This is a genomic window from Microbacterium sp. CH1, assembly GCF_001595495.1.
Taxonomy (GTDB): domain Bacteria; phylum Actinomycetota; class Actinomycetes; order Actinomycetales; family Microbacteriaceae; genus Microbacterium.
In genome coordinates, this window is record NZ_LOSO01000011.1 from 193,399 (window position 1) to 220,354 (window position 26,956).

Sequence of the window (26,956 nt, forward strand, 5' to 3'; positions counted from 1 at the left end):
AGAGCCATGAGCCGGTCGCAGGCCGATTGAGTTCGCGGCACCCGCGGGTGCCGCATGAGATTTCACGGGACACGCAGTGGACCGTGCCAGGGAGCACGCCAGAGATGGCCGATGAGAACAATGACAACAACGCCCCCGCCCTCGACGCCCCGGCTGATGCCGCGGAGCCGCTGACGGCGCCCACCCACGCCGCAGAGCTCGAGGCGGAGAGCGAGGCTCCTGCAGCGCAGGCTCCGTCCGAGGACATCCCTGCGGAGTCCGAGGCTCCTGCGGAGTCCGAGGCTCCTGCGGAGTCCGAGGCTCCTGCCGAGTCCGAGGCTCCTGCCGAGTCCGAGGCTCCTGCCGAGTCCGAGGCTCCTGCCGAGCCCGAGGCCCCTGCCGAGCCCGAGGCCCCTGCGGAGTCCGAGGCTTCCGCGGAGTCCGAAACTCCCGCGGAGTCCGAAACTCCTGCCGAGCCCGAGGTCCCTGCGCAGCCGGAGAAGCCCGCGCCGGTCACCGCCGTGTCGCTCGGACTGCTGCCCGAGGTCTTCGTGTCGCAGGTGTCGACCCAGCTGCACTTCTACGCACCGGAGATCGTCCCGCTTCCTGCACGCCCCGGTCGCGACGACCGTGCGCCGGAGCGCGACCAGGACGAGTCCGGGGGAGGCCGCCGGGGGCGTCGTCGTCGTGGCGGCTCCGAGGGCGACGACCAGCGCGACGAGCCGCGGCAGCGTCAGCGCGTCGTCGAGTACATCACCGAGCCGAAGGCGATCAAGGGCTCGACGCGCCTCGAGGCCAAGAAGCAGCGCCGTCGTGACGGCCGCGACGCCGGTCGCCGCCGTCCGGTCGTGACCGAGGCCGAGTTCCTCGCACGCCGGGAGTCCGTCGACCGCAAGATGGTCGTGCGCTCCAAGAACGGCCGCACGCAGATCGGCGTGCTGGAGGACGGCGTGCTCGTGGAGCACTACGTCGCCCGCAATCAGGACGCCTCGCTGATCGGCAACGTCTACCTCGGTCGCGTGCAGAACGTGCTTCCCAGCATGGAGGCCGCGTTCGTCGACATCGGTCGCGGCCGCAACGCCGTGCTCTACTCGGGCGAGGTCGACTGGGACGGCGTCGAGACCGGCAACCAGCCCCGTCGCATCGAACTGGCGCTGAAGCCGGGCGATCGCGTGCTCGTCCAGGTCACCAAGGACCCCGTGGGTCACAAGGGCGCCCGCCTCACGAGCCAGATCTCGCTGCCCGGCCGCTACCTCGTGTACGTGCCCGGCGGCTCGATGAACGGCATCAGCCGCAAGCTGCCCGACAACGAGCGGGCGCGACTCAAGCGCATCCTCAAGGAGGTGCTGCCGGAGTCGTCCGGCGTGATCGTCCGCACGGCGGCCGAGGGCGCCACCGAGGAGCAGCTGACCCGCGACGTGCAGCGCCTCACCTCGCAGTGGGAGCACATCCAGAAGCAGGTCGAGAGCCAGCAGGCCCCCGCGCTCCTGCACGCCGAGCCCGACCTGCTCGTGAAGATCGTGCGTGACGTCTTCAACGAGGACTTCACGAAGATGCTCATCCAGGGCGAGGAGTCGCAGCGCACGATCCGGGCGTATCTGGAGAGCGTCGCGCCCGACCTGCTCGAGCGCGTCGAGGCCTATGAGGACGACGTCGACCCGTTCGACGCGTTCCGCATCACCGAGCAGATCGAGAAGGCGCTGGACCGCAAGGTGTGGCTGCCCTCCGGCGGCTCGCTCGTGATCGACCGCACCGAGGCCATGACGGTCGTCGACGTCAACACCGGCAAGTTCGTCGGCTCGGGCGGGAACCTCGAGGAGACCGTCACCAAGAACAACCTCGAGGCCGCGGAGGAGATCGTCCGCCAGCTGCGTCTGCGGGACATCGGCGGCATCATCGTCGTCGACTTCATCGACATGGTGCTGGAGTCCAACCGCGACCTCGTGCTGCGTCGGCTCATCGAGTGCCTGAGCCGCGACCGGACGAAGCACCAGGTCGCCGAGGTCACCTCGCTCGGGCTCGTGCAGATGACGCGCAAGAAGCTCGGCCTCGGCCTGCTGGAGACCTTCAGCGAGGCGTGCGAGGTGTGTGCGGGTCGCGGCGTGATCGTGCACCACGACCCGGTCGTGAAGCACCGCGCGAACGGCAACGGCAACAACAACGGCGGCAACGGCAACGGCGGACGCCGCCAGCGCGGCAACAGCGGCAACGGCAACGGCAACGGCGGCGGAAACCACTCGGCCCCCGCCGCGCCGCCGGTGACCCACAGCATCACCGAGGGGGCCAAGTCGGCCCTCGCGCAGATCGCCGCGTCCACGATCGCGCCTGCCGGTGACGCGGTCGCCGAGGCTCCCGTCGCCGAGCCCGCACCGGCTCCCACGTCCGAGCGCCCGAAGAAGGCCCGGAAGAAGCGCGGGGACCGCAAGGGGCCGAAGACGCCGACCGAGGAGCTTCTCGACTCGGTCCTGGACGCGCTCCCGGAGCCGAAGGCGCCGGGTCAGGGTCGTGGACGGCGTCGGGTCACCACCGCCGCGCTCTCCGGCACGCCGGTGTCCGTGAGCTCGGAGGCGTCAGTGGCGCCGGTCGCGTCCGCGGACCCGGAGGCCTGACGCGATCAGGCGGGTGACCAGCTCCCTGCCGGAGACGTGCTGTGCACCGCCGGCGATGAGCCGGGGGACCGCGTCCTCAGGGACGTCGTAGTGATCGAGGTCGAAGGCCCGCGCCGGGATCCCGTGGCTGCGCGCGAACGCGTGCAGCTCGTCGAGGTTGTCGTCGCTGACCAGGTGCGCCCACAGGCGTCCGTGGGCGGGCCAGCGGGGGTCGTCGACGAGTACGGTCACTCCGTCAGCCTACGACCGGCCCCGTCACCCGGCTCACTTTGCGAGGTCGTCCGGCATCCGGTAAAGTAGTCCCTTGGTGCGCATGCCGCCTCGTCCTCGACGGCCGAAGCGGAGAGTCTTGCATTCGCGCCCGTCGTACCAGCGACGCATGCAAGCAACAGTCTTCCCGTGAGATTCTCGGAGCCGCGTGCTCCCCAACGAAACAGGTATGAAGTGGTTTACGCAGTAGTGCGCGCCGGTGGCCGGCAGGAGAAGGTCGAGGTCGGCACCATCGTTCAGCTCGACCGTGTTCAGGCTGCCCAGGGCGACAAGATCCAGCTGCCCGCCGTGCTGCTCGTCGACGGCTCCACGGTGACCACCGACGCCGACGCGCTGGCGAAGGTCACCGTCACGGCTGAGGTCGTCGGCAACCTCCGCGGCCCGAAGATCGTCATCCAGAAGTACAAGAACAAGACCGGCTACAAGAAGCGTCAGGGCCACCGCCAGGAGCTCACGCGCGTCAAGATCACCGGCATCAAGTAAGACCGAGGAGACCAGGACATGGCACACAAAAAGGGCGCAAGCTCCACCCGTAACGGTCGTGACTCCAACGCACAGCGCCTCGGCGTGAAGCGCTTCGGCGGTCAGCAGGTCCTCGCCGGCGAGATCATCGTCCGCCAGCGCGGCACCCACTTCCACCCCGGCGCCAACGTCGGCCGTGGTGGCGACGACACCCTGTTCGCTCTGGCCGCCGGTGCGGTCGAGTTCGGCGCGAAGGGCGGCCGCAAGGTCGTCAACATCGTCGCTGCTGCTGAGTGATCACAGCACCACGCTAAACATCCGGTTCGGGGCGGGCTTCGGCTCGCCCCGTCCGTGTATCTGCCGTCAGGCACCCTGAGCAACCGAAGGACTCGCACATGGTCACGTTCGTCGACACCGTCACTCTGCACCTGCGTGCAGGCAAGGGCGGCAACGGCTGCGTCTCCGTGCACCGGGAGAAGTTCAAGCCCCTCGGCGGTCCGGACGGCGGCAACGGCGGCGACGGCGGCGACATCGTGCTCGTCGCCGACACGCAGACCGGCACGCTGCTGTCGTACCACCACTCGCCGCACCGCTCGTCGGGCAACGGCGGACCGGGCATGGGCGACCACCGCTCCGGCTTCGACGGCGAGACCCTGGAGCTCCCCGTCCCGGTCGGCACCGTGGTCAAGAACCCGAACGGCGACGTCCTGATCGACATGATCGAGCCGGGCGAGCGCTTCGTCGTGGCCGCCGGCGGTCAGGGTGGACTGGGCAACGCGGCCCTGGCGACCCCCAAGCGCAAGGCTCCCGGGTTCGCTCTGCTCGGCACCCCGGGCTTCGAGGGCGATGTCGTGCTCGAGCTCAAGACCGTCGCCGACGTGGCGCTCGTGGGCTACCCGTCCGCGGGCAAGTCGAGCCTCATCGGCGCGATCTCGGCCGCACGGCCCAAGATCGCCGACTACCCCTTCACGACGCTGCACCCGAATCTCGGTGTCGTCCAGGTGGAGGACTTCCGCTACACCGTCGCCGATGTGCCCGGCCTCATCGAGGGCGCCAGCGAGGGACGCGGGCTCGGACTCGAGTTCCTGCGGCACGTGGAGCGCTGCTCCGCCCTGCTGCACGTGCTCGACTGCGCGACGCTGGAGCCGAACCGCGACCCGATCTCCGACCTCGACGTCATCCTCGCCGAACTGGCCGCGTACGAGGTGCCGGAGGGGCAGACGCCGCTGCTGGAGCGCCCGCAGTTCGTGGCGCTGAACAAGGTCGACGTGCCGGAGGCGCGTGACCTCGCCGACCTCGTGCGTCCTGACCTGGAAGCCCGTGGTTTCCGGGTGTTCGAGATCTCCACGGTCTCGCACGAGGGGCTGCGCCCCCTCACGCTCGCCCTCGGCGAGCTGGTCGAGCAGCACCGCAAGGAGACCGCGGTCGAGGCGCCACGCGAGCGCGTCGTCATCCGGCCGAAGGGCTCGGTGAAGCCGTTCACGATCCGCGTCGAGGGCGGCACCTACGGCAACATCTACCGCATCCTCGGCGAGAAGCCGGTGCGCTGGGTGCAGCAGACCGACTTCCAGAACGAGGAGGCCGTGGGCTACCTCGCCGACCGTCTGGAGAAGCTGGGCGTCGAGGACGAGCTCTTCCGCCTCGGCGCCGTGCAGGGTTCGACCGTCGTCATCGGCGAAGGCGACAGCATCGTCTTCGACTGGGAGCCGACGATGAGTTCCGCCGCCGAGCTCATGACGGCACCCCGCGGCACCGACCCGCGTCTGGCGCCGAACGCCCGCCGCACCACGTCCGAGCGGCGCGAGCAGTACTACGAGCGCATGGACGCCAAGGCGCAGGCGCGCGCGGAGCTGGAGGCCGAGCGCCTGGCCACCTACCGCGAGGACGAGGCGTGACCGCACGCACGCGCGGCGACCTCGCGACGGCGACGCGGATCGTCGTGAAGGTGGGCTCGTCGTCCATCAGCGGCGAGTCGTCCTGGCGCATCCCGGTGCTCGTCGAGGCGCTGGCCGCGGCGCATGCCCGCGGAGCAGAGGTCGTGCTCGTGTCGTCGGGAGCGATCGCCTCGGGCATCCCTTTCCTCCGCCTGGACGCGCGGCCCACCGACCTCGCCACGCAGCAGGCCGCGGCCGCGGTCGGCCAGAACATTCTCGTCTACCGGTATCAGGAGGCCCTGCGGCCCTTCGACATCGTCGCCGGTCAGGTGCTGCTCACCACCGGAGACCTCGAGAACCCGACGTCGCGGTCGAACGCGCGTCGCGCCATGGAGCGTCTGCTGGGGCTGCGCATCCTGCCGATCGTGAACGAGAACGACACCGTTGCGACACAGGAGATCCGCTTCGGCGACAACGACCGGCTCGGCGCTCTCGTCGCCCAGCTGATCGAGGCCGATGCGCTCATCCTCCTCAGCGACATCGAGTCGCTGTACACGCGCCCGCCGAGCGATCCCGGGGCGGAACCCATCGACATCGTGGCCCCTGACGCCGATCTCTCCGGGCTGGAGTTCGGCGCCACCGTCGTCAACAGCGTCGGCACCGGGGGAGCGGCCACGAAGGTCTCCGCCGCCCGGCTGGCCGCGGCTTCCGGCATCGGCGTCCTGGTGACCAGCGCGGACCTCGTCGCCCAGGCGCTCGCGGGTGCCGACATCGGAACCTGGTTCGAGCCGGCCACCTCCTAGACTGGGCGGATGACCGACCTCACCCCTCAGACGCGCCTGGAGCGGGCCAAGGAGGCCTCGCGGGAGACCGCCGCTCTTACCAGCGACGACAAGGCGCGGGCGCTGGAAGCCGTCGCCGTCGCTCTCGAGGCGAACGCCGCCCGGATCATCGAGGCCAACGAGCGCGACGTCGCGCGCGGGCGTGACGACGGCATCGGCGAGTCCCTCATCGACCGGCTCCGCCTCGACGAGAAGCGGGTGTCGGCTCTCGCCGCCGCCGTCCGCCAGGTGGCCGCGCTGCCCGATCCCGTCGGCCGGGTGGTGGGTGGCCATCGGATGCCCAACGGCGTGGCTCTCGAGCAGGTACGCGTCCCGTTCGGGGTGGTCGGCGCGATCTACGAGGCGCGTCCCAACGTGACCGTCGACATCGCGGCGCTCGCGCTGCGATCCGGCAACGCCGTGGTCCTGCGCGGAGGCAGCGCCGCGCGCGACTCGAACACGGTGCTCGTCGACGTGATGCGCGCCGCCCTCGGTACGGCGGGCGTGACGCCGGAGGCGATCCAGACCGTCGACGACTTCGGGCGCGACGGGGCGAAGGCGCTCATGCACGGCCGCGGCTTCATCGACGTGCTCGTGCCGCGCGGCAGCGCCGGTCTCATCGAGACCGTCGTGACGGAGTCGACCGTGCCGGTCATCGAGACGGGCGCGGGGAACGTGCACATCCTGCTCGACGAGAGCGCCCCCGACGACTGGGCCTGCGACATCGTCGTGAACGCCAAGGTGCAGCGGCCGAGCGTGTGCAACGCGGTCGAGACGGTCCTCGTGCACCGGCAGGCCGCCCCGCGGCTGATCCCCCTCGTCGCGAGCGCGCTCATGAGCGAGGGTGTGGCGATCCACGGCGACGATGTCGTGGCGGGCCTCGTCGCCAACGTGATCCCGGCCACGGAGGAGGACTGGGCCACCGAGTACCTCAGCCTCGACGTCGCCATGAAGGTGGTCGACAGCCTCGACGACGCTCTCGACCACATCCGCCGATACAGCACGGGTCACACGGAGTCGATCATCACCACCGACGCGCGCAACGCGGAACGCTTCCTGGGCGAAGTCGACTCCGCGGTCGTGATGGCAAACGCCTCGACCCGATTCACCGACGGGGCCGAGTTCGGCTTCGGCGCTGAGGTCGGGATCTCGACGCAGAAGCTGCACACGCGCGGCCCGATGGGGCTCTCCGAACTGACCAGTACGAAGTGGCTCGCGCGTGGGGCAGGTCAGACGCGCGGGTGAGGGCTAGACTGGGGGACGCTGTATCCCCACAGGACCCCCGAGACAGCACGCCACGAACGGAGTCAGGATGAACCTCGTCGCACAGATCGCGATGGCCGCCGCAGAGACCGAGCACCACGGCAACGTGGCCCTCGAAACGGTGATCTTCGGAGTCATCGCCGCGATCGTGTTCGCCGCGCTCGGGATCGTGACGCTGTCGTACAAGAACGTCGCGAACCGCCACTCGGCGAAGGCCGAGGCCTGGGCGGCGAAGCACGGCAAGGACCACGAGGCGGGACACGGCCACTAGGCCCTCATGAGCACCGCGACCACGCGCGCACCGCGCATCGGCGTGATGGGCGGCACCTTCGATCCGATCCATCACGGCCACCTGGTCGCCGCCAGCGAGGTCGCGCACTCGTTCGATCTCGACGAGGTGGTGTTCGTCCCGACCGGTCGTCCGTGGCAGAAGGCCGACGTGACGCCCAGCGAGCACCGTTACCTGATGACCGTGATCGCCACGGCGTCCAATCCGCAGTTCACGGTCAGCAGGGTCGATATCGACCGCGCAGGACCGACGTACACGATCGACACCCTGCGGGATCTCAAGGCTCAGCGTCCGGACGCCGAGCTGTTCTTCATCAGCGGTGCTGATGCCGTGGCGCAAATTCTCAGTTGGAGAGACCATGATGAACTGTGGGAGTTGGCCCACTTCGTCGCGGTCTCCCGCCCAGGACACGTTCTGAGCATCGACGGCCTCCCGAGCGACGACGTCAGCCAGCTCGAGGTGCCGGCGCTGTCGATCTCGTCGACGGACTGCCGTGAGCGCGTCCGCGACGATCAACCGGTCTGGTACCTCGTCCCCGACGGGGTCGTCCAGTACATCGCGAAGCATCATCTGTATCGGAGCAAGGCATGAGCACATCGGATCAGCGAGGTCCGCTGACGCGGAAGCAGCTGCGGGAGATCCGGTTGACGGGATCCACCCCGATCATCAGCGAGGAAGAGGCGAAGGCGGCCGCGGAGTCCGCTCCTCCCGCCCAGCCGTTGCCCCGCGCCGCCGAGCCCGTCGTCATCCCCCCGGCTCCGGTCGCCCAAGGCCCGGTCGAGCCCGGTGCCGCTCCGCTGACCCGCCGCCAGGCGCGGGAGCAGGAGAAGATCAAGACCGCCTCGGTCCCGGCACACGGCACGGAGGATCAGGCCGCGCACGACGTCGCGGCGGATCAGCAGCCGGCGGCACCGACGGAGGAGGACGACGCCGTCGATGACGAGGTCGCCGCGGAGCCCGTCAGCGCCGCCGACGTCGCCGACACCGTCGGCACGGTGCCCCTCGTCGAGGACGAGGGTGCGCAGACGGAGTCGGCCCCGTCGGATCTGTCGGAGGTCCTCGGTGTCCCCGCGGAGGACGAGGCCTCGGACGAGGATCTCCTCGAGGAGGAGGGCGACGACGATATCGAGCCGGGCGAGCGCCCGACCGTGAGCCCCACGTTCGGGGAGGGCGTGCTCCAGGAGGACGCGCCCGCCGAGCCCGCGCCGTTCCGTCCCTCGTTCGACGAACTGCTCACCTCGAACGACTCCGGGGGCACCCAGCACTCGGCACCGAACGCCCTGATCTTCACGCCGTCGGCCGGTGAGGGGTCGCTGTCCGGCCCGGTGGCCTCCACGGGCGAGATCCTCGTCACGGGGTCCTACGAACTGCCCAAGGGGCTCGGTTCGCAGGGGCACGCTCACGGCACCACGGACGGCAAAGAGGTCGACGCCGTCCTCATCGACGGGGAGCTCCCGCCCGCGTCGTCCCCGACTCCGATCGCGGCGAGCTCCGCGGTCAGCACCATCAAGCCCGCCGGCGAGGTGATCCGTCCGCCGGCACCCGAGAAGGGCAACCGGCTGATGCTGATCGCCGCCATCGTCGCGGGCGCCCTCGCGCTGGGCCTGGGCACGGCCCTGGTCATCGCCTTCACAGGAAACGTCTTCTGATGCAATCACCCGAAACCGCCGAAGAGATGCTGCGCATCGCCGCCGACGCCGCCGTGGCCAAGGGCGGTGAGGACCTCGTCGCGCTGAACGTCTCCGAGCCGCTTCCGCTCGTCGACATCTTCCTCCTCGTGACCGGCAACAGCGAGCGGAACGTCGCCGCGATCGCCGACGAGATCGAAGACCGTCTCGTCGAGTCCGGTCACAAGCGCGTGCGCCGGGAGGGGCGTGCCGAGGCGCGCTGGGTGCTGCTGGACTTCGGCGACCTCATCGTCCACGTCTTCCACCAGGAGGAGCGGGTCTACTACGGCCTGGAGCGTCTGTGGAAGGACTGCCCGGTCATCCCGCTCGAGGTCGCCGAAACGTCGGCCGACAACGCCTGACATGGCCACGCACCTGCTGACCGGTGCGGGATCGGGCATCGGCGCGGTCCTCGCCCGACGGCTCGTGGAGCGCGGCGACGACGTCGTGGTGCTCGCGCGCGACGCGGGACGCGCACGACAGATCGCCGAGGAGCTGCCGGGGGTCTCGACCCTGGTCGGTGACCTCGCCCAGCCGGGACGCCTGTCGTGGGCGCTCTCGAAGCAGAGCCTGCCGGATCGCATCGACTCCCTGGTGCATGCGGCCGGCGTCGTCGATCTCGGAACGGTGGGGGAGCTCACCCCGGCGCTCTGGGACCAGCAGCTCGCCGTCAATCTGGTCGCTCCGGCGGAGCTCACCCGGCTCCTGCTTCCCGTGCTCCGGGTCTCGCGGGGACATGTCGTGTTCGTGAACTCCGGCGCCGGGCTTCGGGCGAGCCCGGGGTGGTCGGCCTACGCGGCCTCGAAGCACGGCCTGCGGGCTCTCGCGGACGCGCTCCGGCAGGAGGAGGCCGAGCACGGTATCCGCGTGACCTCGGTGTATCCGGGGCGGACGGCGACGCCCATGCAGGAGCGGGTGCACCGGCAGGAAGGCCAGGAGTACGACGCGACGCGGTTCATCACACCGGAGGCGGTGGCGACGACGATCCTCACCGCGCTCGACCTGCCGCGGGACGCCCACCTGACGGATCTCACGGTGCGTCCCCAGGGCTGAAAAGGCCGATCCCCCCATTCTCCTGCATCTCGTCGCGAAGGTGTCAAGGCCCTTCCCTTCCCCGGCGGGGTATCGGAGGCTCGTCATCAGAGAGTCCTGGAGGGCCGACTGATGTCAGAAGTTCCTGATCCCCGTTTCGTGCTTCACCGCATCACGCCGTCGGAGTGGGTGATCAACGATCTGCGCTATCCCCCGAACGACCCGCGTCATGTCGTCGCCTGCGTGTACGAGCTCGCCGACACCGAGGTCGAGGTGACGTGGCTGCGCGATCTTCCGCTCGCGATCCGATACGGCACGGCGTTCGAGGTGCTGGAGGAGGTCGAGCGGATGCAGGGGGCGAGCCGGGCCACACGGCCCATCTCCATCCCGCACCGTCCGCCGCTGCTGGCCACCTGAGCCGGCTCCGCGTGAGAAAGGGCACCGCTCCGTGAGGAGGCGGTGCCCTTTCCCGTGTCCGGATCAGTCGTCGTCGCCGGCGACGGCGGCGCGATCGGCCTCCGCACTGTCGATCTGGGCGTCGTCCGCATCCTCGTCGAGCACCTCTTCGCCGTCCACCTCGCGCGTCGGGACGTCGTCGGCGTCTCCGTCGGCGATCGGCGGGAGAGGCGGGATCGGGGGAGTCGTGTTGGACATGTCGTCTCCTTTCGTCGGATGCCCTCTGTCTACGCCGGCACGCGCGCCCGGGGGAGACCGTTGACGGGCGGTGGCGGGGGTGGCTACGGAGCCCGCTCCGATCTCAGGAGGCGGGGGGTGTGCCGCCGCCTCCCGGGCCGCCGCTCATGCCGGACGCGGCCTGCTGGGTGACGCTGTTCGCATAGTCGTTGGTCGGATCGCGGTAGATGGTGTGCACGTGCCCCCAGCCCGACGTGGTCACGCCGTCGACGTCGGCGCCCGCGGAGCCCTGCTGCGCCTGGAACGCGACGTACACCTTCGGGCCGGAGATCGAGAAGTCGATGCCGTTGCCTGTGCTCATGTCGTACGTCGTCGCCCCGGACCAGGCGATGACGGTGTCATCCAGCGTTTCCTCGATCTCGGCCAGCGTGGACGCCGTGGTCTCCTCGTCGCTCATCCCGGCCCAGTTCGCGATGAGCTGGAGCAGCAGGTCCCGCTGCTCGTCGGAGAGGTCGGCCCCGGACAGCCCGGCTCCGTTGGCGAAATCGCACGTGTCGCCCGGTGCGCACATGCTCACATCGCCGGAGGTCAGCGTGGCCTGCTGGTCGGCGGTGAGGCTGTTGAAGAACGCGAAGGCGTCCGTGTAGATCCCGTCGAAGGGCTGCACCTCCTCGCCGTCCTCGTTCGTGTAGACGGCGGGCTGGACGCCGAGGTGCGTGGGAGCGAACGTGATCGCGTCGGTGCTGCCGTCCAGCGTGGCGTTGATGCCGAGGTGGTGCCCGCCGAACTGCACCTCGTAGGCGCTGTCGGTCGCCGTCGGATCGCCGAAGAAGGCGATGTAGTACTGCCCGAGGGAATCCTCGGTGCTGCTGCTGTTCTCGGCGAGGTACTCATCGCCCCCCATGATCCCGGTGACGGTGGCGTAGGCCTCGTCGCTCAGCAGAGCCTCCAGCACGGCGAGCGCCGCCGTCCGCTGCTCTGCGGTCAGATCGGTGAGGTTCAGTCCTGCTCTCTGCACGAAGGTCACCGGGAAGTTCGACCACGACGTCGTCTTCGTCTCGTCGTCGAAGTCGTACAGCACGGCCTCCCTCTGCTCGTCGGTCAGGGTCGCGCGGAAAGCCTCGGCGGCGGCGGACGTGTCGGCGATCGTCCCCGCAGTCGTTCCGGCCTCCGTCGACGCGGCGGCGGAAGCCGAGGCGGTCGACGAGGCAGAGGTCGTCGGTTCGGCGGTCGTGGCTGCGGCGCAGCCGCTCAAGACGAGGCCGCCCGCGAGGACGAGGCCGGAGAGCCAAGCGAGGCGTTTCTGTGCCGGAGAGGAGGTCGTGTTCATGGCATCAGGCTAGGGAGGTGATCGGTGGCGATCCTTTCCACCGCCGATGTGTTTCCGATGATCCCTGCAGAACCGTGCATTTTCGGAGGACCTGCACTTCATCCGCACGGGGGAGCCGCGTACATCGACGGACCGATCCGTGGCGAGCGCGCCGATGACAGCGTGGAGGTATGAGCACGAAGAGGAGAGCTATCGTCCTGGGAGTGTCCATCGCCGCCGGCTTGGCGGTCGTCGGAGGACTCGGCGCCGCCGGTTACTACCTGTTCAACCAGCCGACCGACTACCGCATCACATACGAGCTCCACGGCCTGAGCGGCGACGAGAAGATCCGGTACCAGGACACCTCTTTCAGCGAGGGCTTCGTGTTCGGGACGAAGGAGACGGAGGAGAAGGTCGTCGATGCCCGTCCCGGTGACATGACCCTGGAGGCCATCGTGACCGAAGGTCAGGAGGCCGCGGTGGTCATCGAGAACCCCCGAGCAGGCGTGACCTGCGCGATCGTGCAGGATGCGGGTGATGCGAACCTCGAGCTCCTCCGCACGGACGAGGAGACCACCACGGCGGACTCCGTCGCGTGCCGCGCCGTCCTCGACTGACCCGCGCGGCGCGTCGCCTCAGGCATTCGCGCGGCAGCAGGAATCCCCTCCTGTTGGGGCCTGTTGTCGCGCGACTGCCTGAGGCCGAGTGGATGGCTAGGGGAGGTAGCGGTCGACGATCGCGCGGAGCTGTGCCTCGTCGGGTGCCGTGGTCACGCCGGTCACGCGCTGCAGCGTCGCGAACGGGGTCGACGCGGACCCGACGGGAGCCGGCTCGATCTGCGTCTTCCAGTCGGGAGCGATGCGGTCGAGGAGGAGGCCGAGCTGTGCACCCGTGAAGTAGGAGTAGTCGCGTTCCAGGACGGTCTGCTGCTCCGGGTCGTCGATCAGCGCTTCGAGACCGTCGGTGAAGGTGCTCTGCACGGGAGTGAGACCTCGTGCTCTGTCGAAGGCCCGCTCCACGTAAGTCGCCGTCCCCTCGATGGCCTCCAGATCGATCTCCGCCTTCAGCGTCGGCCACATCGTGTAACGCGGCATGCGCACCGTGGCGAGGTCGGACGCGAGGGTCGCCAGCGCCTGCGGATCGGTCTCCGTTTCGACCCGGTCGAAGATCCGCGCCTCCACGCGCAGCAGCTCGTACTGCGCCTCCGTGTGCGGGTAGTCCGGTATCGCGCCGCCGGCCTCCCACGGCCAGGCACCGGGCACCTCGGTGTCGATGCCCTGCTTCGTCACGTGGAAGTTCTCGTACAGGGAGAAGCGCTGAAAGCCCTGCGACGTCGTCGTCTCAGTGTCGAGCATCGCCTGGTTGTACTTGAACGCGAGGACATCATCGCCGCCCACCTCGATCACACCGAAGTTGGACGTAGCGTACAGCAGCGCGTCGCCGACGGCGAAGGTCCGGCTGATGCGGACGTCATCGAGGTGAGTGGCTCCGGGAACGTCGATATTCGTCATGCCGGAGGTGTCGGTGACACCGCTCATGTTGACGAGGATCGCGTGCGCCAGAAGGAGCTCTTCTCCCCGTCCGTGCGTAGCAGCACCAGCGGTTGCTCCTCGTATCGGTAGGCGTCCGTCCAGATCTCCGCTGCATGTGCCGCTGTGACGTCGTACTGCTCCGACAACTGGGTGAGCATCTCCTTGTCGGTGGCGTCGAGGCCCTCGTAGTCCGACGGGGTGGGGGCGAGGAGGCGCCACGCGATCACCCCGCCGATGCCGAGCGCGAGGACGGCGAGAATACCGAGGATCACGAAAGCGAAGCGGCGACCGCGTCGCGCCACGGAAGCATGCATATGTAACACTCTACCGTGACGACTGTTTCGTCTTCGTATGCTCCTCACCAGGCGATAGCGCGGCATCAGGCAGGGAGGTCAGTGAATGCCTGACGCGGCGCGGGTGCCTGATCTCGCGTGATGCAGCACACCGCAGAAACGCAAAAACCCCCGGCGAACCGAGGGTTTTTCGTGGACCTGAGGGGACTCGAACCCCTGACCCCCTGCATGGCTTGCGTGCAGTCTGGTCCTTTCTGGTTGTTGATGATCTGCGATGGACTCTAGCAAGTGTCGTGGCATCAGCGACGGCGTCAGCCGGGTTGGTTGCCGTTAGTTGCTGCTGTTTAGCGTGAGTAAGTCGGGACTTCTCCGGCGTCTGGCTGGCGAGGATCCACGCCACCTGTGGCCGGTTCTTCGAACGCGGTGTAGGAGCGCAGCGGTGTCGCGGGAGATGGGATCCTGAGTTTGAGCCGGGATGAAGGGATCCTGCATAGCCGCCTGGACTCAGTCCTGTAGACGATAGATGCGGAAGGAGGTCCCCATAGGGCGCGCCCACGGGCGCGACAGCTACCTGTGCGCACCTGACTTGCTCAGCCGCGGCATCTCCAAGGGTAGGCCGCGAGTGTTGGGTGAGTCGTCGAGGACACTACCGTGCGGTGTTGGCCCCCCGGGATGACTGAGCGGCTCGCGGTTACTTGCCGCAGGGTGGTGAGTGAACGCGCTCCTGGCGGCAAAGCGCATGATTGATCGACCAACCGCGCGACGACCACGGAAGCTGTTTGCTTCCGATTTGACTGACTACCTCTAGCCCAGCACACTGAGCGGGAGCAGCTATACGGGTGGTTGACGTTGGTGCGGCTGAAGCGGTGGTATCACCGAGCATCCGCTCCTGTGGCACACAGGGTCGTTCCCCGTTCCGAGGCCACTCTGTGCATCACTGCGCGCCTCAGGCCCCTCCGCAACGCCGAGCGGGCGTTGGGTGCCGCCGGCGGGAGCTGAGACCACATCGATGTCGTGTTCCTGTGCGCTGGCAGCAAGCTCCCGCGTGATCTCGCGGTCTCCGGAGGTCATCTCGATCCAGAGTGAGCCCGGACGAAGGTGCGGGAACGCGTCGGCCACGGCCGCTTGGAGCTCGCGCGGACCCGGAAGGACAGTCACGAGGACGTCCAAGGCGGCGGCGAGGGCGCGCAGAGTTGCTGACCAGCGTAGGCCCGGGGTGCTCGACGCTCTCTCAGAGTCGATATCAAAGGCGCTGACCGAGAACGTCTCACCCAGGGATCTCGCTATCGGCGTCCCCATCCGTCCGAGCCCGACGATTCCGATAGTCGCGTCTGCCGAAGTTGCGTGCCCTGGTTGCTGACTTGCCATCGCACCACTGTGCCATCACGCCCGCCCCACCGCCGTCGTGGTGCTGGGCTACTCGGTAGCGTCTACTCGCACGCGACGCCGTCTCCGTCTCGGTCCAGCTTCCGGCTGTATCCCGGCGAGCCGGCGTACAGGGGTGATGCGCCTGCGGCGCGCACCGCATCGCAGTTCGCGTAGAACGTGTTCGCAGGCGGGGCTGGAGCGGGGGCAGGTTCTATTGGAGCCGGAGCGGGCTGCACGGGCGCTGGTGCCGGTGCAGGTGCCGGTGCGGGATCAGGTTGAACGGGCGCTGGTTCCGGCGTCGGCTGTGGGGCCGGTGCGGCGAAAGCCGAGCTCGGTGCGGGCTCGTCGGGGCAGGTCTCGAGCACGCGAGCAATGGCGTCGTGTTCCGCCTGCGTCACCCACAGGCCGTAGGTGGCCTTCACCGCCACCTGCCGTGCGATGTACGTGCAGCGGTAGTCGCGATTGGCGGGCAACCAGGTTGCCGCGTCGCCGTCACCCTTCTGCGCGTTGGCTGCACCGTTGACCGCGAGGAGGTTCAGTGGGTCGTTCGCGAACGTCGCGCGCTGATCCGCCGTGAGCTGCTGAGCGCCCTTCTGCCATGCGTCGGACAGCGACACGACGTGGTCGATCTGAACCAGCTCCGAGGTTCCCTGTCCGCGTACGAACAGCATCTCGGTGCCCGTGAACGGGTCGAGCAGTGAACCGGATGTCACCCGGCACGGCCCAGACCGGACGATGTCCGCGAGGTCGCGGGCCAGGATGTCGTTCCGTGTGTCGCATCCGTTGCGGTCGACGTCGAGCCAGCGCTGACCAAACTCGTCGCGGTCGTACCCTGTCTTCGGGGCGCGGCCTTTCACCTCCAGTGTCGCGAGGACGGCAAGAGCAGACTGGTCCGCCGTCGCGGACGTGTCCTTCGCCGTCCCCGCTTCGCCGGTGAAAGCGACGGGTGCCGCTTCGTCGTCTGCAAACGGGGTTGGGTTGGGCGTAGGTGTCGGGGTGGCGGCAGTCGTCGCGACGGCTGCCGGCTCGTCACCTGCCGAGCTGTCGTCCGTCGGATACACCGCGGTGCTGATGCTCCCCGCGACGAAGAAGACGACGGCGGAAGCGACGGTCCAGATCACGGCGCGCTTGCGTGATGTGAAGCGCAGCCAGGTGGGGGCATTGCGAGCCAGTGCGACGATCCCAGTGATCGCCACGACAAGCGCGATCAACGCGACCAGAGGCGAGAGGAACACCGTCGCGAGGACTGCGACCAAGCCGCCGGTAATCCACAGCCAGGTGGGGATCTTTCGCGCCACCGTCGCGACCGGAGCTCTTTCCGCGGGTGGGGGAAGCAAGCCGGTTGGTGGCGGCGGTGGGGCGGTCTGCGCCGTCCATTTCTGTCCATCCCACCAGCGTGTCTGCTTCGGGTTCTCGGGGTCGGGGAACCAGCCAGCGGCAGGGGCGGTCACGAGGTCACAGCGGCGAGCATTTCGGTGAGCCCGGGGTAGGCGGCGTTGTCCGCGAGAACCCGCTCGTAGTCTTTACGTGCCATTGCCTTCTTGCCCTCAGCAAGGTAGGTGTGACCCCTCGCGATGAGCGCAAGGTGACGCAGTTCGACGGGGCGCGAGCGCACGCGAAGTGCTTCCTTCAGGGCTTCGCGGGCGGCCTCGTAGTACCCCTGTTCGCGCAGAGCGGTGCCTCGTTGGATGAGGAGGAATGTCGCTGCCACATCCTCGTTGGCAAGGCCATTGGTCATGTCGACGATGTCGGCCCATCGTTCCTGCTCGGCATAGAGCTCGGCGAGGGACACAGCCGCGACGGTTGTGGGTTCGAGCTCTTCAACGATGGCTACGGCTCGACCGGAATCTCCTGCTGCTTGCTCCAGTTCGGCAGCCAGCAGCCCGAGAGCCTGCCGGTCCCATCGCATCGCAGCGGTGACTCCCGTGGCGATTGGGATGCTGATCTCCGAGGTCTCCACATACTTGGTGATGAACGGATCAGACTCGGGGTCGTACCCGGTATCGAAGAGCCACCCGAGGAGGACGCGAGCGCGCGCATCATCGCGGTTGGGCGCCGCCACTCGGAGCACCTCGACCATCGCGGCGGTCGGTGCGGCCGAGGGGGTCTGCTGGCCAACCGCGTGGATGGCGGCCGCATCTGGCTGTCCGCTGAGCTGCTTGAACAGCTGCTTCTCCCACGCCGGAGCGGTCAGCCCAGGCTTGACCTTTTTCGGCTTGGGTGGGGCCACCGGTTGCGGCTGCTGGCGCGGTCGGGGTGCAGGGCGCTTCGCGTTCACGCTCGACGACTTCGTGTGGGAGATCCCCGTGCCTGGGATGCTGACAGTCCGCGTGACGCGACCGTTGGTGTTCACGCTGACGCGAGCCCCGCGGACGCCTGCAGACACCCCGATGTTCTTGCTCGACACGTTCAATCTCACGCCGGGTGCGATCTTAATAGACTTTCGGACCTTGAACCCCATAGTTCAGCCTCTCTACGACAACCCCAAATGATTCTATTCAGGCGCAAGCGCCTTGGTGGGAAATCTGCTGCACAACTGGCTCGAGTACCTCGTGAAGGACGTGGGCCCGGCGGCGGGAGGCTCAGACCGGTGGTCCGAGCCTCTGCGTCGTCCGCGCGGTGGACGCAGCAAGGTCGAAGGCTCGCGCCCCCGTCGTCCGACAGCACACGACTCGAGCCGCCGCAAACTGAGAGGGCTGGCGTCCGCGGGAGGGGCGCGCCGCGGTGACGGGGGCAGCCGACGTCGATGGGGTCGCCCGACTTCAGATCTCCATCGTCATATTGAGGGACGCCGGGACACGCGCGAGGCCAGCATCAGCGAACTGCCGACGATAGCCGCAGCGGCGATCAAGCCGACGTTTCCGGGGAGGCCTTGCGTGACGGCCGGAAGCGTCGGGCCGAGGCTGCCGCCGAGGAACGTGAATGCTCCGTACCAACCCATTGCGGCGCCTGTCTCCTCGGACGGAGCGGTGGAGACGATGCATTCGATGACGGCGGGCGCTGTCAGTGCGATTGCTGCCACGAAAACGATCACGGCCCCGCCGAGTATGAGGGGGGTCGGAGCCAGTGCAACTCCGCCGGAAGCAATGCACACCAGCATGAAGCCGCCCACCGCGCGCCACCGTGCGGGAACGACGGTCAGTGCGCCAGCAACTGCAGTGGCGATGACGAGCGCGACCAAGGAAAGCGCGCGGAGTCCTTGAACGCCTCCGGGGAAATCGAGAACAGCCGGGGAGGGGAAACGCTCTATCGCGACGAAGAGCGCGACGTAGGCCCCGAGCACCACGGTCGTTGCGGCGAACAGCAGGAGCATCCGAGGACGTCTGACGACCCGGAAGAGAGTCGCCATCGCAGCGTTCAGGGGCAAGCCGGGAGTCACGAGGCTCGGCCTCAAAAGGGCAGTCAGAATCAGGCAACACAAGAGGAGCGAAGCGCCGCCGATGAAGAACATGGTTCGCCACCCCCAGCGGTCCGGGAGGCTGTGGGCGATCATCGGAAGCAAGGTCGTCGAGGCAAAGAACGACGCAGTCAGCGCAGTCGTCGCCGATGAGCGAAGCCGAACCGGCATCTGTTGGGCGATCCACATCAGGGCGCAGGGAGCGAACGAAGCGGTCACGGCGCCTTGAATTCCGCGAAGGACCAGCTCCGCTTCGAAGGTCGTTGCGAGTCCAGCAGCGACGGTCGCCACTGCCGCGCCGGCCAGACCCAGCAGAAGGACCCGTCGCGCGCCGAATTTCGCGGCCAGAGGGCCGGCGAGCAAGAAACCTGCTGCATACGCCAGACCGAACACGGTCGTCGCGGTCGGAACGGCTGCGGCGGGGGTAGAGAGTCCGTGGGCCATGGATTCGACCAGGCCCAGGACCACGTAGGTCTGCCCGACAGCGAGTATGCCGGTGCATGCCAGCACGACGATGGTCACCCAACTACGGCGCAAGGAAGGGTATTGAACGGTCAAGGAAGCTCTTTCTCGGAGGGCGGTACATCTCACCCTTTCGCGCCGTGGTCATCGGAACCAGGCCGCAGCACACCTAGGCGCATCACTGCCCCGAGGCACGCCGCGTTTTTCCTTCCGGTGGCCGTTATGGGTGTGAACGCTGTGGCAAGCGTCGGGTTCGGGCCTGCGACGATTGTCGCGGAGCCCGGGCCTACGAGCTGATACGGGGCCGCGCGCTCGTGCTCTTGGGCCTGCTCGTCGTTGTCACCGCCCGTCGGAACCGCTCTGGGCTCGTCCTCATCGGGGGAGCACTGGCGGTGGTTCAGGCCTTGGACGCCGTCATCGGCGCGTTCTCTGGCGATGCGGCAAGACCGTGGGGCCTGCGGTTCTCGACGTTGCCACGGCCGTGACGGTCTTCCGATTGGCTCGAGCGGAGCGACGACCCTAGCCGAGACCTGTCGTGCGACGGGTGCGCTGCCTGCCCTGCGCGGGCAGGCAGCGCACCGGTTCACCGCTGACAGGTATACGTCCTGCCCTGAGGCGCCTTGGCGCCCTTAAGTCCTTCGCCGCGCGACGCGGTTTAGGAGCGGAGGTGGGAAGCGCCATTGAGGTCCAGGATCGCTCCCGATGACCACATCGCCTCCGGGGAGGCAAGCCACACAACAGCTGCCGCCACCTCTTCGGGCGTTCCGACCCGACCGAACGGGCTCTGTCCTCGAAGAGCTGCTCCGCCGGGGCCATCGAGCTTGGCAAGCTGTCGCGCAGTGGCGACAAAGCCGGGAGCCACCGTGGCGACAGAAATCGAATGCGGTGCGAGAGCGAGTGCCAACGATTGTCCTAGCGCGTGCAACCCGCCTTTGCTCGCCGCGTAGGCGGGGTGCTCAGGCTCACCGCGGAAGACACCACGGGACCCGATATTGACGATGGCGCCTGAGCTTCTCCGGCCGATGGCCTGCGAGGCGAAAGCCCACGCCAGGTTGGCGGATGCCAGCAGGTTCACGCTCACCATCTGGTGGAAGACATCGCCCCAATCCTCATACGTCGTCTCGCCGATGACATGCCGGTTCGCGGTAGTGGGCGCGACCGCGGCGTTGCACACAAGAACGTCCAGCGGGCCGACCGATGCGTCTGCCTGCCTCACGATGTCTCGGACGTCGCCTGGATCGCTAACATCGCCGAAGACCAGAGCGTGGCCATCGCCAGGCAGGCTGCGAAGGGTCGACTCGGCGCCCTGGCGGTTCGACCGGTAGTGCACCGCAACTCGGTCGCCAGCCTCCGCGAATCGCCGGGCCACCGCAGCACCGATTCCCGTTGATGCGCCCGTCACCAGCACGGATCTCACCTTGCGAACACCTGATTCTCATCGCTAAAGGCCTTGAACTCGAGAGAGTTGCCGGCTGGGTCCTTGAAGAACATGGTCCACTGCTCGGCGGGAGTGTCGGGAAAGCGCAGGTACGGTTCGATCAGGAACGTGACGCCCGCAGCGCGCAACCGATCACTCAGCTCCGTGAACGCCTCCACACCGAGGAGCAGGCCGAAGTGCGGGATCGGTACTTCGTGGTCGTCGACCTCGCTGAGGCCGGCCTCGGCCGTCCCGGAGGTGACATGGGTCACAAGCTGATGACCGTAGAAGTTCCAGTCGATCCAGTGGTCGCTCTCCCGACCCGATTCGAGGCCGAGGACACCGCCGTAGAAGGCGCGCGCGGCGGGGAGATCAGTGACCGGGATAGCGAGGTGAACGGCAGGGCGGGGCATAGAGGCTCCTCGGTTCGCCCATCCCCATGTGGATGGGTCAGTGCAACACTTGCATTCCGAATGTCCGAATGTCAACATTGATTCATGACGCAGGATTCCCCGGTGGGCGCGGCCGCTCGACGCGGCCTCTCTCATAGTGCCGCCGACATGATTCGAGAAGCCATCCTTGCTGGGCGCTACCCGGCGGGAGCCTCGCTGCGGGAAGTCGAGCTCGCCGCTCTTCTCGACGTCAGTCGCGGGTCCGTTCGCGATGGCCTCGCGATCCTCGAGTCGGAAGGGCTGATCCACCGAGCCTGGCATCGCGGTACGCGGGTCATCGAGGTGACACCGGAGGATGTGCGAGAGGTGTATTCCGTCCGCGCTGCTCTGGACCGGTTAGCGGCGATGACCGCCCGTAGGAAGAGGACACCTCAGGACATCTCCGCGCTGACGCTGATCGTGGATGAGATGAGGACTGCTCTGGCTCGAGGTGCTGTTCAGCGGGAACTCATCGCCCTCGATATTCAATTCCACGACCGAATTTACGAGACGGCGGCGAATCGCCGGCTGTGGTCCGCGTGGGGAGCGATCCGATCTCAAGTGCAGCTCTTCCAACTCCGTCGCGTATCGGAGGATGAGGGTGACTACCGGGCCCGTATCGTTGACGAGCATTCCCGACTCGTCTCGCTGCTCAAAAGTGGTGCGCTCGCAGAGGTCGGGGTAGAGGCCGAGCAGCACGTCCTCGACGCTCGGGACGCGCTACTCGGAGAAAAGAGTGCCCTCCGGGCTCCCTAACGCTGAATCAGTGCGAGATCGTCGAAATCGGATTCCCCTGCCGCTCATACGCGGACGGCGCGGCGGGCTCGGCCGCGAGACCACGCGCCTGCCCGAGGTTACTGGACACCATCGCCTCCCACCGTTCGGGCCTCGCCCTCAACGCGCGCTGTCTGCTCCTTACGCCGGCAATGACCGGAGCGAGGGCCGCTGCTCAGCGACGCGAGTCCAAACCTCATCCCATTGGACAACGCTGTCCGCACATCGTAGCCACCGTGATGGATCTCTTTTACCACTGCGTCGGCGAGAGGATCGCCGGTAGTGAGTGCCCACAACGCCAGCTCTGCTCGTGAAGCGCCGAACTGCGACTGGATCGCCTCCCTGCTACTGCGTTGCGGAGACCACGCCTGTCCTGGGGTCTCGGTGGAGTCGCTATGGCTCATGTGTTTCCCGTTCTCTCGCGCTTTGCTAGGCGCTCCCAGCCACACAGCCCTTCTGAACCTTCTCGGCGTCAGGGCAAGTCAGCACACAGGCGGACTGGTGGATGACCTGACGCAGGTCTTGCTGTCGGGATTTCTGCTGGACAAAGGCGAACTCTGAGCTGCCGTCCTCGTCGGGCAGTGAGTAGAACCCGTACCGCGGGCGGCGCATCCGGCCCTAGAGCGATTACGCAAACCGTCTCCCCGGGGGTCTCTCGGGCGCAAGAAACGCGCCGCCGAGATGGCCGTCATAAGCGCCTGGTGCGGAATCAATCAGGTCTGCGAACCGCTCCGCGTCGTCCATCGGGGTGAATCCGATGAGGGCCCCGGCGGAGGTGTTGACCGGGGATCGGGTGTTCGCGGAGACCCCCCAGATTGTGTGGTGTCCGGGGGTGCCGAGCTGAAAGACAGATTCCACCGCTCGTGCGCAATCATCGGGTGAGAGCCACAGAGCGAGTCCTCGCGCGTTGGACGGTCGTTCAGCGAAGTTCGCGATTCGGAGGGAGACGATGCTCATGCCGTGGCGGTCGGCGTACATGCTGCCGAGGGCTTCCGCGGCCGCCTTGCCCACCCCGTAGAAGCCGTCCGGTCGAGCAGCGGGAACCGGATCCGTCCTGATCGCGTCCGTGGGGTACATGCCCACAACGTGGATGGAGCTGGCGAGGAGCACGCGTTGCACCCCCGCGAGTCGTGCGGCTTCGAGAACGTTGCGGGTGCCATCGATGTTGACGGTCAAGATCTCCTCCCAGGAAGCCTCCGTGGGGATGCCACCCAGGTGGACCACGAGTCCGCAGCCCGTGAAGGCCTCGGTCATTCGGTTCACTTCGTCAAGCCCCGCGAGGACGAACGTCTCATTCTCACCAACGGGGATGGACGGTTGCTGGATGTCGAGAAGGATGAGGGAGCGTCCTTCCTTGAAAAGGCGGGGACGCAGGGAGGACGCGATAGTCCCGGAGCCGCCGGTGACCGCAACCTTCTGCATCCCGGGGACGCTGCCGGGACGGGCTGTCGTATGAATCTGGGGGGTCATGGCCGCTCCTCTAGAGTTGCATCATGTTCGGTTCCGCGCTGTGCGCCTACCCTTGGGACATCGTCGACGACGACGCGGCGGCCCGTCGCTTCGCGGCGACCGGAGTCGACCGAGTGCTTCTGGCCGCCGCGTACCACGGCGTCCGAGCCTCCACCCCTCAGCACCCGAAGCATCGCCTCGTCACAGCCGATCACTCCGCGCTGTACATGCCGGCTCGCCCTGAAGTATGGGCAAATCGACGCTTCGCGCCTCGTGCCCCGGGCGCCTGGGCGCCGGGCGACACCTTCGGCGAAGCGCGTGACGCCCTGATGAACGCCGGAGTTCAGGTCGGAGCCTGGCTCGTGCTGACGCACGATGATTATGGGATTCGTCAAAGTCCGGACGTCACGGATGTTGCGTCCGACGTGCGGGTGCGCAACGCCTTCGGCGACGTTTTGTCTCACGCGCTTTGTCCGGCCGCTCCTGATGTGGTGGCATACGCCTGCGGCCTGGTCGAGGAGGCGGCGGCACGCGGGGTCACGGAGATCATGCTCGAGGCGGTGGGGCAGATGGGGGCGGAGCATTTCGGCGCGCACGACAAAACCACAGGCGCGGATTGGTCGGAGGCGGATGCTGCGCTTCTCTCGATCTGCTTTTGTGACGCCTGCCGTTCGGAGCTCAACGCCGGGGGGCTCGACACGGCACGCGTCGCCGATGCCATCCGATCCAGTGTTGGCACTGGGAAGGCGAGCGTGGCCGCGGCCATCGGCGAGGACAGCGCAGCCACAGTGCTCGCCCACCGGCACGCGGCCTCTGCAACGCTCCTCGATGCGGCCGTGGAGACGGCACGGCGTGGCGGCGTCACTCGCGTCAGTGTTCACACGGGACTGGAGCCCTGGGGCACGAGCTCCTTCAGTTCTTTCGCACCGGGGCCGCTGCCTGTCGATGACCTCGTCCTCTCCGAGGCCACCGCGAGTCGTCTCCTTCGTGACGACATCGCAGCCCTTCACCAGGAGCGTGGAGGTCGCGTGTCCGCCTACGTCTCGGCTATGCCCCCGGCCGCACCCCAGGAGCTCTCGGATCGATGGGGCGGCCTGCTTGAGCAGGGTGTCGACGACCTGATCGTCTACCATGGCGGTCTCCTCTCCGCACCCCGACTTCGCGCGGTCACCCACACCCTCCGAGCCCTGCGGGGGGCCTAGGCGACGTTCAGCGCGCCTGGAGAACACCGTCGACGCGTCGGGGGAGCGGCTCTTGGGGCTGATCGCGAAGCTCATCCGGAAGCAGCCGTGTTGGCGCGGACTGGTAGGCCAACGGACGAAGGAACCTGCGGGTGGCTCCAGAACCCACAGACGTGAATGGTGCCGTAGTCGCGGGGTAGGGGCCGCCATGGTGTTGGGCCCAGGTCACGGCGACTCCGGTGGGCCAGCCCTCAAAGAGCACACGCCCGGCGATGCCAGACAGCGACGCCACGATCTCGGTCACGTCCTCGTCGGCGCTGGCGTGGATCGTGGCTGTCAACGCCCCGGGGAGGCCGCCGAGCGCCCGGTGAAGCTCAGTCTCCCCGCCGTACTCGACGATGACGGTCGATGGCCCGAAGTGCTCTTCCAGCAGGACGTCCGAGTGGGCCAGCAGCGTGTCCACGGTGCAGGAGATCACGGCACCGCGGGCTAGTTGCCCGGCCTGCTTCTCCAGGGGGAGGGGAAGCACCTCGACATCGGGAATCGTCGAGACCGAGGCGAGAGCTTCCTCGTGCGCTTTGAGCATCTGGGGGGTGAGCATGCGGCCGCCATTTCCGCCGGCGGCGCTCTCCTGCACTCGGCGAGCGAAGTCGGCACCTTCAGGTGCGAAGACGACACCTGGCTTGGTACAAAACTGTCCCACCCCGAGGGTGAAAGACGTTCGAAGGCCGTCCGCGAGCCGTGCGGCGTCCTTCTCGATGGCTCCGGACGTCACCACGACCGGGTTGAGACTGCCGAGCTCACCGAAGAACGGGATCGGGGTCTCACGCGCCGCGGCGAGATCGAAGAGCGCGCGCCCGCCGGTGACGGAGCCGGTGAAAGATGCCGCACGGATGTTGGGGTGCTGGACGAGTTGCCGGCCGGCTTCGAACCCTTCGACGAGGGAAAGCACACCCTCGGGGAGATCGAGATCGAAAACGACGCGGGCGGCCAGCTCGGCGACTCGTCGGCTCAGTTGCGGGTGGCCCGGGTGGGCTTTGACGACGACGGGGCAGCCCGTGGCGAGTGCTGACGCGGTGTCGCCGCCGAGAACGGAGAAAGCGAACGGGAAGTTGGAGGCTGCGTACACAGCAACCGGGCCGACTGGCACCAACATCTGTCGAAGGTCGGGGCGCGGCGGCACGGCATCCGGCGCGGCGTGATCGATCAGGGCCTCGAGGTAGCCGCCATCGGTGACGAGGTCGGCGAAGAACCGCAGCTGGTCGGAGGTCCGCCTGACCTCTCCCGCCAAACGCCCCGCATCAAGGAAGGTCTCCTCTTCCGCGCACTGCACCAGCGCAGAAGCGTCGATGTCGAGCGCGGCGCCGAGTGCACGCACAAGCTCCGCACGGGCGCTCCGGGTCGTTGCGGCGAACGCAGGGAACGCTGCCGCTGCGGCAGCGACGGCGCTGTCCACGTCCTTGATGGGGCTGGTCTGGACGGACGACGGCGTCATCGCAGAACCACCCCGGCGTGCTCGGCCAGGCTCTCGCCGACCGTGAGGATCCTGTCAAGTTCCGCAAGCTGGGCCTCGTTGGGGTCGGTCAGGGGCGGCCGAACACCGCCGACCTCGTGTCCCCGCAGGCGCAGTCCGGCTTTCACGAGGGACACGCCGAAGCCGGGGGTCTGGTCGCGCAGCGCGACAAGAGGGAGGTAGAACGCGTCGAGGATCGCCCGACGCTGGTCTTCTTCTCCTGTGCGGTAGGCGCGGTAGAAAGCCGTCGCCACGGCAGGCGCCATGGCGAACGCCGCCGACGAGTAGAGGGGTACGCCTGCCGCGCGGAAGGCGCTCTGCGTGAGTTCCGCGGTGAGCAGTCCATTGAAGAACTGCAGGTCGGTTCGACCGGAGGCGCGTACGGCGCTCAGGATCTGCTGGAGCACACCCATGTCTCCGGTGCCGTCCTTGAAGCCAATCACGGCGGGGTCCTCGGCGAGTCTACGCATCGCCTCGGGGGTGTACTGGGCGGTGCCGCGGTGGTAGACGATCACCGGCAGGGCAGAGGCGGCGGCGATGGCACGCACGTACGCGACCAGCCCCTCCGCCGTGCCCGATACGAGGTACGGAGGCAGAACCAGGAGAGCGTCGGCGCCGACGTCGGCGGCGCTGCGTGCGCACTCGAGCGCGTGCCCGAGCGGTCCGCCCGCTCCGGCGATGACAGGCACGCGACCGGCAACGACATCCACGGAACTCTGCACGATGCGGCCCACCTCACTGCTGCTGAGTGCATGGATCTCGCCCGTGCCGCAGGCGGGGAACACAGCACCCGGGTTCCAGGTGAGCCGATCCGCGACGAGGTCAGTGAACAGGTCGATGTTGAGGGTGCCGCGAGGGGTGAAAGGGGTGACGGGAAAGTACAGGATGCCGTCGAGTTCGGTCAAGGAAGTCATGGGCTGCTTTCGGTGAG

At 67.9% G+C, this 26,956-nt stretch carries 29 protein-coding genes and 1 pseudogene; 15 read left to right on the forward strand and 15 right to left on the reverse strand.

Translation table 11 applies throughout. The features are described 5' to 3' along the window. Positions 1-104: 104 nt before the first annotated feature. On the forward strand, positions 105-2,588 hold the full coding sequence (locus tag AUV07_RS04240) for an Rne/Rng family ribonuclease (protein ID WP_157523911.1): 2,484 nt from the start codon (positions 105-107) through the stop codon (positions 2,586-2,588). On the opposite strand, the gene AUV07_RS04245 is transcribed toward AUV07_RS04240, so the two are convergent. Then, complete coding sequence (locus AUV07_RS04245) at positions 2,550-2,819, reverse strand: DUF4031 domain-containing protein (RefSeq protein WP_025104974.1); 270 nt, start codon at positions 2,817-2,819, stop codon at positions 2,550-2,552. The two genes, AUV07_RS04240 and AUV07_RS04245, sit on opposite strands and share 39 nt — an antisense overlap. Positions 2,820-3,032: 213 nt before the next feature. Between AUV07_RS04245 and rplU the strand changes: the two genes are divergently transcribed. The 11 genes from rplU to AUV07_RS04300 all read left to right on the forward strand — a co-directional run bounded on the left by rplU (position 3,033) and on the right by AUV07_RS04300 (position 10,683). Then, entirely contained in the window at positions 3,033-3,341 is a 309-nt protein-coding gene (rplU, locus tag AUV07_RS04250) for a 50S ribosomal protein L21 (RefSeq protein WP_025104973.1), read from the forward strand. Between the two features lie 18 nt (positions 3,342-3,359). Further along, complete coding sequence (gene rpmA / locus AUV07_RS04255) at positions 3,360-3,617, forward strand: 50S ribosomal protein L27 (protein ID WP_025104972.1); 258 nt, start codon at positions 3,360-3,362, stop codon at positions 3,615-3,617. Between the two features lie 98 nt (positions 3,618-3,715). Beyond that, a complete protein-coding gene (obgE, locus tag AUV07_RS04260) occupies positions 3,716-5,215 on the forward strand; it encodes a GTPase ObgE (protein WP_025104971.1) in 1,500 nt (499 codons plus the stop codon). Continuing rightward, entirely contained in the window at positions 5,212-5,997 is a 786-nt protein-coding gene (proB, locus tag AUV07_RS04265) for a glutamate 5-kinase (RefSeq protein ID WP_062634147.1), read from the forward strand. Before obgE ends, proB begins: the two co-directional genes overlap by 4 nt. Before the next feature lie 9 nt (positions 5,998-6,006). Continuing rightward, entirely contained in the window at positions 6,007-7,260 is a 1,254-nt protein-coding gene (locus tag AUV07_RS04270) for a glutamate-5-semialdehyde dehydrogenase (protein WP_062634149.1), read from the forward strand. Positions 7,261-7,327: 67 nt separating this feature from the next. Then, positions 7,328-7,549, forward strand: coding sequence for a hypothetical protein (locus tag AUV07_RS04275; RefSeq protein WP_062634151.1), 222 nt, complete (start codon positions 7,328-7,330; stop codon positions 7,547-7,549). A gap of 6 nt (positions 7,550-7,555) precedes the next feature. Continuing rightward, complete coding sequence (gene nadD, locus AUV07_RS04280; protein ID WP_029989831.1) at positions 7,556-8,158, forward strand: nicotinate-nucleotide adenylyltransferase; 603 nt, start codon at positions 7,556-7,558, stop codon at positions 8,156-8,158. Next, positions 8,155-9,216, forward strand: a complete 1,062-nt coding sequence (locus AUV07_RS04285) for a hypothetical protein (RefSeq protein WP_062634153.1) — start codon at positions 8,155-8,157, stop codon at positions 9,214-9,216. Before nadD ends, AUV07_RS04285 begins: the two co-directional genes overlap by 4 nt. Next, on the forward strand, positions 9,216-9,596 hold the full coding sequence (gene rsfS, locus AUV07_RS04290; protein ID WP_062634155.1) for a ribosome silencing factor: 381 nt from the start codon (positions 9,216-9,218) through the stop codon (positions 9,594-9,596). The genes AUV07_RS04285 and rsfS overlap by 1 nt, the downstream gene beginning before the upstream one ends. A 1-nt stretch (position 9,597) precedes the next feature. Beyond that, a complete protein-coding gene (locus tag AUV07_RS04295; protein WP_025104964.1) occupies positions 9,598-10,287 on the forward strand; it encodes an SDR family oxidoreductase in 690 nt (229 codons plus the stop codon). A 138-nt stretch (positions 10,288-10,425) separates the two neighbouring features. Beyond that, entirely contained in the window at positions 10,426-10,683 is a 258-nt protein-coding gene (locus AUV07_RS04300; RefSeq protein WP_231868195.1) for a hypothetical protein, read from the forward strand. Positions 10,684-10,746: 63 nt separating this feature from the next. On the opposite strand, the gene AUV07_RS17745 is transcribed toward AUV07_RS04300, so the two are convergent. Together AUV07_RS17745 and AUV07_RS04305 are read right to left on the reverse strand one after the other, a co-directional pair. Further along, the gene (locus AUV07_RS17745) at positions 10,747-10,920 is read right to left on the reverse strand and encodes a hypothetical protein (protein WP_164498152.1); all 174 of its coding nucleotides are present in this window, start codon (positions 10,918-10,920) and stop codon (positions 10,747-10,749) included. A gap of 103 nt (positions 10,921-11,023) precedes the next feature. Then, on the reverse strand, positions 11,024-12,229 hold the full coding sequence (locus AUV07_RS04305; protein WP_062634159.1) for a DUF3500 domain-containing protein: 1,206 nt from the start codon (positions 12,227-12,229) through the stop codon (positions 11,024-11,026). Positions 12,230-12,399: 170 nt separating this feature from the next. Between AUV07_RS04305 and AUV07_RS04310 the strand changes: the two genes are divergently transcribed. Continuing rightward, on the forward strand, positions 12,400-12,825 hold the full coding sequence (locus tag AUV07_RS04310) for a hypothetical protein (protein ID WP_157523913.1): 426 nt from the start codon (positions 12,400-12,402) through the stop codon (positions 12,823-12,825). Positions 12,826-12,921: 96 nt separating this feature from the next. Here AUV07_RS04310 and AUV07_RS04315 read toward each other — a convergent pair whose 3' ends face one another. The 9 genes and pseudogenes from AUV07_RS04315 to AUV07_RS04350 form a co-directional block, all read right to left on the reverse strand. Further along, on the reverse strand, positions 12,922-13,746 hold the full coding sequence (locus AUV07_RS04315) for a hypothetical protein (RefSeq protein WP_062634163.1): 825 nt from the start codon (positions 13,744-13,746) through the stop codon (positions 12,922-12,924). Then, positions 13,743-14,054: a hypothetical protein gene (locus AUV07_RS04320; protein WP_062634165.1), complete on the reverse strand. Its 312-nt coding sequence runs from the start codon at positions 14,052-14,054 to the stop codon at positions 13,743-13,745. The genes AUV07_RS04315 and AUV07_RS04320 overlap by 4 nt, the downstream gene beginning before the upstream one ends. Before the next feature lie 810 nt (positions 14,055-14,864). Next, positions 14,865-15,401 (reverse strand): NAD(P)-binding domain-containing protein, encoded by a 537-nt coding sequence (locus AUV07_RS18205; protein WP_082802844.1) that lies wholly within the window; start codon positions 15,399-15,401, stop codon positions 14,865-14,867. Between the two features lie 62 nt (positions 15,402-15,463). Next, positions 15,464-16,699 carry a GmrSD restriction endonuclease domain-containing protein gene (locus AUV07_RS04325; RefSeq protein ID WP_231868196.1) on the reverse strand — a complete coding sequence of 412 codons (1,236 nt, stop codon included), beginning with the start codon at positions 16,697-16,699 and terminating at the stop codon, positions 15,464-15,466. Positions 16,700-16,753: 54 nt separating this feature from the next. Further along, positions 16,754-16,852, reverse strand: a pseudogene (locus tag AUV07_RS18210) (DUF2510 domain-containing protein); the annotation flags it as partial. Further along, positions 16,849-17,862: a DUF4236 domain-containing protein gene (locus tag AUV07_RS17245; RefSeq protein WP_082802846.1), complete on the reverse strand. Its 1,014-nt coding sequence runs from the start codon at positions 17,860-17,862 to the stop codon at positions 16,849-16,851. The gene AUV07_RS17245 and the pseudogene AUV07_RS18210, both read right to left, overlap by 4 nt. A 315-nt stretch (positions 17,863-18,177) precedes the next feature. Further along, a complete protein-coding gene (locus AUV07_RS04340) occupies positions 18,178-19,320 on the reverse strand; it encodes an MFS transporter (protein ID WP_062634171.1) in 1,143 nt (380 codons plus the stop codon). Positions 19,321-19,915: 595 nt separating this feature from the next. Further along, positions 19,916-20,668 (reverse strand): SDR family NAD(P)-dependent oxidoreductase, encoded by a 753-nt coding sequence (locus AUV07_RS04345; RefSeq protein ID WP_231868197.1) that lies wholly within the window; start codon positions 20,666-20,668, stop codon positions 19,916-19,918. Between the two features lie 5 nt (positions 20,669-20,673). Beyond that, positions 20,674-21,090 carry a VOC family protein gene (locus AUV07_RS04350; RefSeq protein ID WP_062634175.1) on the reverse strand — a complete coding sequence of 139 codons (417 nt, stop codon included), beginning with the start codon at positions 21,088-21,090 and terminating at the stop codon, positions 20,674-20,676. An 84-nt stretch (positions 21,091-21,174) separates the two neighbouring features. Here AUV07_RS04350 and AUV07_RS04355 point away from each other — a divergent pair, with 84 nt between their 5' ends. Beyond that, positions 21,175-21,864, forward strand: coding sequence for a GntR family transcriptional regulator (locus AUV07_RS04355; protein WP_062634177.1), 690 nt, complete (start codon positions 21,175-21,177; stop codon positions 21,862-21,864). A gap of 645 nt (positions 21,865-22,509) precedes the next feature. Here AUV07_RS04355 and AUV07_RS04365 read toward each other — a convergent pair. Then, a complete protein-coding gene (locus AUV07_RS04365) occupies positions 22,510-23,352 on the reverse strand; it encodes an NAD-dependent epimerase/dehydratase family protein (protein ID WP_197462111.1) in 843 nt (280 codons plus the stop codon). Positions 23,353-23,375: 23 nt separating this feature from the next. Here AUV07_RS04365 and AUV07_RS04370 point away from each other — a divergent pair, with 23 nt between their 5' ends. Beyond that, entirely contained in the window at positions 23,376-24,533 is a 1,158-nt protein-coding gene (locus AUV07_RS04370) for a hypothetical protein (RefSeq protein WP_062634181.1), read from the forward strand. A 7-nt stretch (positions 24,534-24,540) separates the two neighbouring features. On the opposite strand, the gene AUV07_RS04375 is transcribed toward AUV07_RS04370, so the two are convergent. Beyond that, positions 24,541-26,007 carry an aldehyde dehydrogenase (NADP(+)) gene (locus AUV07_RS04375; RefSeq protein ID WP_062634183.1) on the reverse strand — a complete coding sequence of 489 codons (1,467 nt, stop codon included), beginning with the start codon at positions 26,005-26,007 and terminating at the stop codon, positions 24,541-24,543. After that, complete coding sequence (locus AUV07_RS04380; protein ID WP_062634185.1) at positions 26,004-26,939, reverse strand: 5-dehydro-4-deoxyglucarate dehydratase; 936 nt, start codon at positions 26,937-26,939, stop codon at positions 26,004-26,006. Before AUV07_RS04380 ends, AUV07_RS04375 begins: the two co-directional genes overlap by 4 nt. Positions 26,940-26,956: the final 17 nt, after the last annotated feature.

What these genes read in the sequence shown, in the direction of transcription:
- AUV07_RS04240 (WP_157523911.1), top strand. Translation starts at nt 105, where the DNA reads ATGGCCGATGAGAACAATGACAACAACGCCCCCGCCCTCGACGCCCCG.
- rpmA (WP_025104972.1), top strand. Translation starts at nt 3,360, where the DNA reads ATGGCACACAAAAAGGGCGCAAGCTCCACCCGTAACGGTCGTGACTCC.
- obgE (WP_025104971.1), top strand. Translation starts at nt 3,716, where the DNA reads ATGGTCACGTTCGTCGACACCGTCACTCTGCACCTGCGTGCAGGCAAG.
- AUV07_RS04270 (WP_062634149.1), top strand. Translation starts at nt 6,007, where the DNA reads ATGACCGACCTCACCCCTCAGACGCGCCTGGAGCGGGCCAAGGAGGCC.
- AUV07_RS04275 (WP_062634151.1), top strand. Translation starts at nt 7,328, where the DNA reads ATGAACCTCGTCGCACAGATCGCGATGGCCGCCGCAGAGACCGAGCAC.
- nadD (WP_029989831.1), top strand. Translation starts at nt 7,556, where the DNA reads ATGAGCACCGCGACCACGCGCGCACCGCGCATCGGCGTGATGGGCGGC.
- AUV07_RS04285 (WP_062634153.1), top strand. Translation starts at nt 8,155, where the DNA reads ATGAGCACATCGGATCAGCGAGGTCCGCTGACGCGGAAGCAGCTGCGG.
- rsfS (WP_062634155.1), top strand. Translation starts at nt 9,216, where the DNA reads ATGCAATCACCCGAAACCGCCGAAGAGATGCTGCGCATCGCCGCCGAC.
- AUV07_RS04295 (WP_025104964.1), top strand. Translation starts at nt 9,598, where the DNA reads ATGGCCACGCACCTGCTGACCGGTGCGGGATCGGGCATCGGCGCGGTC.
- AUV07_RS17745 (WP_164498152.1), bottom strand. Translation starts at nt 10,920, where the DNA reads ATGTCCAACACGACTCCCCCGATCCCGCCTCTCCCGCCGATCGCCGAC.
- AUV07_RS04305 (WP_062634159.1), bottom strand. Translation starts at nt 12,229, where the DNA reads ATGAACACGACCTCCTCTCCGGCACAGAAACGCCTCGCTTGGCTCTCC.
- AUV07_RS04310 (WP_157523913.1), top strand. Translation starts at nt 12,400, where the DNA reads ATGAGCACGAAGAGGAGAGCTATCGTCCTGGGAGTGTCCATCGCCGCC.
- AUV07_RS04315 (WP_062634163.1), bottom strand. Translation starts at nt 13,746, where the DNA reads ATGAGCGGTGTCACCGACACCTCCGGCATGACGAATATCGACGTTCCC.
- AUV07_RS04320 (WP_062634165.1), bottom strand. Translation starts at nt 14,054, where the DNA reads ATGCATGCTTCCGTGGCGCGACGCGGTCGCCGCTTCGCTTTCGTGATC.
- AUV07_RS18205 (WP_082802844.1), bottom strand. Translation starts at nt 15,401, where the DNA reads ATGGCAAGTCAGCAACCAGGGCACGCAACTTCGGCAGACGCGACTATC.
- AUV07_RS17245 (WP_082802846.1), bottom strand. Translation starts at nt 17,862, where the DNA reads ATGGGGTTCAAGGTCCGAAAGTCTATTAAGATCGCACCCGGCGTGAGA.
- AUV07_RS04350 (WP_062634175.1), bottom strand. Translation starts at nt 21,090, where the DNA reads ATGCCCCGCCCTGCCGTTCACCTCGCTATCCCGGTCACTGATCTCCCC.
- AUV07_RS04355 (WP_062634177.1), top strand. Translation starts at nt 21,175, where the DNA reads ATGACGCAGGATTCCCCGGTGGGCGCGGCCGCTCGACGCGGCCTCTCT.
- AUV07_RS04365 (WP_197462111.1), bottom strand. Translation starts at nt 23,352, where the DNA reads ATGACCCCCCAGATTCATACGACAGCCCGTCCCGGCAGCGTCCCCGGG.
- AUV07_RS04370 (WP_062634181.1), top strand. Translation starts at nt 23,376, where the DNA reads ATGTTCGGTTCCGCGCTGTGCGCCTACCCTTGGGACATCGTCGACGAC.
- AUV07_RS04375 (WP_062634183.1), bottom strand. Translation starts at nt 26,007, where the DNA reads ATGACGCCGTCGTCCGTCCAGACCAGCCCCATCAAGGACGTGGACAGC.
- AUV07_RS04380 (WP_062634185.1), bottom strand. Translation starts at nt 26,939, where the DNA reads ATGACTTCCTTGACCGAACTCGACGGCATCCTGTACTTTCCCGTCACC.